4 protein-coding genes are annotated in these 3,984 nt (G+C 45.2%); 2 read left to right on the top strand and 2 right to left on the bottom strand.

Annotation, left to right across the window (positions count from 1 at the left end; genetic code table 11):
• Window positions 1-1,131 (bottom strand): Sua5/YciO/YrdC/YwlC family protein (locus tag A3761_RS12295; RefSeq protein WP_197473031.1); only part of this gene is annotated, 1,131 nt, incomplete at its 3' end.
• A complete protein-coding gene (gene hypB, locus A3761_RS12290) occupies window positions 1,115-1,837 on the bottom strand; it encodes a hydrogenase nickel incorporation protein HypB (protein WP_068554351.1) in 723 nt (240 codons plus the stop codon). The genes A3761_RS12295 and hypB, both read right to left, overlap by 17 nt.
• Before the next feature lie 96 nt (window positions 1,838-1,933).
• On the opposite strand from hypB, the gene A3761_RS12285 reads away from it, so the two are divergent.
• Window positions 1,934-2,839, top strand: coding sequence for a patatin-like phospholipase family protein (locus A3761_RS12285; protein WP_068554350.1), 906 nt, complete (start codon window positions 1,934-1,936; stop codon window positions 2,837-2,839).
• A 278-nt stretch (window positions 2,840-3,117) separates the two neighbouring features.
• A partial coding sequence (locus tag A3761_RS12280) for an AMP-binding protein (RefSeq protein WP_156491820.1) occupies window positions 3,118-3,984 on the top strand: 867 nt, incomplete at its 3' end.

The raw sequence follows: 3,984 nt of genomic DNA, 5'->3' as shown, positions 1-3,984 counted from the left end.
GTTGTCATAAACTATGGGTTCATCAGGAAGGTTGGCGCTGGTCACGAGTAGTTGATAGTTTTGTGCTTCTTCAAGCCAATTTATTCCTTTTGGCCTGCCAAGCAGGGCATGAAAAATTAGATAATGAAGCGGGGTATAAGGCAACATGCAGCCCAAGTCACTTAGGTTCGGTGCGAGCCAATCTTCCTCTTCTTGCTTAGAGTCAGGCTTTAAACTTCTTTTCTTAGGCAGAAGTACAATCGGTGCGTGAGAAGAATTCAGCTCGTGAAGGCTTGCTCTGTCTAGCTCGACTATGGGCTCAAGTGAAGGCGTATTCAAGGCCATGAGGGCAAAGGGTTTATCAGGGCGTTGCTTAACTTTTCTTAGCCGCTTAATACTCTCAGAATTTTTGGCATCGCAAATTAAGTGGAAACCACCGATGCTTTTTATAGCAATAATAGCGCCTTGCTTTAATTGTTCGGCGCAAAAATCGATTAGTGCCTGATTCTGTTCTAGAGGCAAACGAATACCTTTCTTATCGACTAGCGCTAATTGTGGTCCACAGTCATTGCAGGCATTGGTTTGCGAGTGGAAGCGTTTGGCATTTGAGGGAGTGGAATATTCGTGCTGACAGGTACTACACATGTCGAACTTTGCCATACTGGTGTTGTCTCGGTCGTAGGGCAGATCGGCAATAATGCTGTAGCGTGGTCCACATTGAGTGCAGCTTATAAAAGGGTGAAGGTAACGACGGTTATTTGTGTCAAATAGTTCATCTAGACAAGAGGAACACAGTGCCAGGTCAGGGGATACTTCTGGTGCATTTGTCGATAATGATAGGCTATTGGAATCAGTTTCTGACTCTATGATTGAAAAGCTAGTGGCTGAGATTTGAGGGCTAATACGCTCAAGCTCAATACTCTCCACCTGAGCCGCAGAGGGCTTTGTTGCTAGAAGCTGATTACGGAATTCATCAAGGTGGGCTTGTTCCCCGGTTAATACAATTTCAAGGCCCGAGGAGGAATTTCGGACTGAGCCCGTCAGTGAAAGCGAGTGAGCGAGCCGATAAACAAAAGGCCGAAAGCCAAGGCCTTGTACTCGCCCGCTTACTTTCAGGCGAATACTTGCCGAGTCACTATCTTGTTGGTGCATGTTGATTGAGCCAGCTTAACCACTCTTCCATCCCGTCGCCTGTTTTGGCGGATAGAACGATAAACTTAATATCCGGGTTGATACGACGCGCATATTCGATGCTTTTATCGACATCAAAATCGACATAAGGAAGGAGGTCAGACTTATTGATTAGCATAAGTGAAGAAGCTTTAAACATGTCAGGGTATTTAAGCGGTTTATCTTCGCCTTCCGTGACCGATAAGACCACGACCTTGCTATGTTCTCCTAAGTCGAAAGCAGCGGGGCAAACGAGGTTGCCGACGTTTTCGATAAAAAGAATATCGTGCTCTGCCAGCTCAAGCTTTTTCATGGCATGTCCAACCGCATGAGCATCGAGGTGGCAGCCTTTTCCAGTATTGATTTGAATTGCCTTGGCACCGCTGTCGATGATTCTCTGCGCGTCATTATCTGTTTGCTGGTCGCCTTCAATAACACAGACTCTTTTGTTTCCCTTAAGGGGCTCGATCGTAGCGGTGAGTAGGGATGTTTTCCCGGAGCCTGGACTTGAAACCAAGTTTAAAGCGAGCACTTTATTTGAGGCAAGCAGGGCTCTATTCTTTTCCGCATAGCTATCATTCTTGGCAAGCAGGTCTTGTTCGACCTCAATCAGCCTAGAGTCAGTGTCGTGCTCATGCTCATGTTGATGAGAGTGAGAGGGAGTAGAGCAGCCGCAGGTTGTGCACATGGATATCGATTCTTGTTAGTAAGCTGATAAACATCATAGTAAATGAAACTCGCTCTGGTTAGAATTGCCTCAGGTCAAATATAAGAAACTTAATTTATGAAATGGAACCCTTTTAATCAGAGTATCGGGCTTGCGTTGGGCGGCGGCGCAGCAAAGGGTATTGCTCACATTGGCGTGCTGCAGGTACTGGAAGAGCGAAATGTAGAGATCGATTATATTTCCGGCACCAGTATTGGGGCTTTAGTCGCGAGCTACTATGCCTTCGGTAAGTCGATAGACGAGATCAAGAAAGTGGGCGAGGATATGAGTTTCAGCTCGATGGTCGGTTTGTCGATTCAACGCAAAGGTATCTTCACCACCAAAACCATTCACGAGATGATTTTGCAAGATATCGGTAATGTGGATATACAGGATGCTCGTATTCCTTTGGCGATTTGTACTACCGATATTCATACCGGTGAGAAGGTCATATTAAGATCAGGGAACTTGGCCGATGCGGTGTGTGCGTCAGCGGCAGTGCCAGGGATTTTTGTGCCGGTAGAAATTGAAGGTAGGTCGTTGGTTGATGGGGGTATCACTGAAAACGTACCCGTTTCAGCACTTGAACAGATGGGTGCGGGTATTACTATCGCTGTTGATTTGAATGGCGTGAGTCGCTATCAAGAACCTAAAGATATGGTCGCTATAATGGGGAATGCTATCGATATCGCAATTGATCAGCGTACCAAGGAGCAGTTGAAGAGGGCTGATTTGGTCTTGTCATTTGACTTGGCTAAATATAGTCGGTTTGGTAACCACGAACAGTTTGCGCCGGTATTCCAATATGGATACGACTTCACCGTAAAGAAGATATCACGCTTGTTCTGGTATCGGAAAATACGGCTTTTATATTTTCTTAGCGAGGTCCTGAAAGTGATTATTCCTCTCAAGGTGCCTATCATTCTGAACTTCAAAAGCTATTTGACCAGGCGGAGAAAGAAGATTCTTTCTAAAGTAGACTAATGCTTATATGAGAGCGAAAATACCGTGGAATTGAGAGCTGTGGTATGAGTTTATTGCGAGTGTCATTTGATGGGTGAACATTATCACTAGTCTGGGTTGTTTGTTCAATTGATGAAACAAACACTGAAGTCGGTTGTGCTATTTCTTTAGTTTATTGTCCAGAGAGCTTTAGACCATAGTCTAGTGCTCGACCAAGGTCTAATTGGCGGCGGCCAGAATATGTTGACAATAAGAGTTATATCTACTTACTCGGTAACATAGACTTCAAGGAGCCTGTCATGAGCTTAGCTGCCCAGAATAACTACACTACCTCTAATTCAACCAGTGATTTTGTGCCAAACATCGATAAAGTTGGCTATCAGAGCCTGTATCAAATGTCGATAGAGAAGAATGAAGACTACTGGCGAAAAGAAGCTGAGCGCTTGTATTGGGATAAACCCTTCACCAAAGTCAAAGATGTCTCATTTGCAAAAGATGACTTACATATTTCATGGTATGAAGATGGAGAGCTGAATGTTTGTTACAACTGTGTAGACAGGCATTTAGAAACGCGAGCAGACCAGGCAGCCATAATTTGGGAAGCCGATGAACCGGGCCACAGCAAGACAATTACCTATCGAGACTTACATCGAGAGGTGTGTCAGTTGGCTAATGGCCTGGAATCTATGGGAGTAGGTAAAGGTGACCGTGTCGTACTGTATATGCCTATGATTCCCGAGGCATCGTATGCGATGCTGGCGTGTGCTCGTATTGGTGCCATTCATTCAGTGGTATTTGGTGGTTTTTCGGCAACAGCTTTAGCAGATCGCCTGGATGATTGTGAGGCAAAAGTCGTGATTACGGCGACAGAGGGTGTGCGTGGTGGGAAATCTATCCCGCTTAAGTCAAGTGTGGACGACGCGCTGGAGATATCCAAACGTAATACTGTCAAAAATGTACTGGTTGTTGAAACAACCCATAACACAGGTTCAACTCGTCATAACTGGGACGTTGACTATCGTCGCTTGGTGGCTGAGCAAGCTGACAAGCATACAGCCGTTCCGGTAAATGCTGAAGATCCATTGTTCATTCTTTATACCTCTGGTTCTACCGGTAAACCAAAAGGTTTACAGCATTCCAGTGGTGGATATTTGACTTATGTGACG

This window comes from Oleiphilus sp. HI0123, from assembly GCF_001635315.1.
This window is presented reverse-complemented; position numbering and strand designations above follow the sequence as displayed.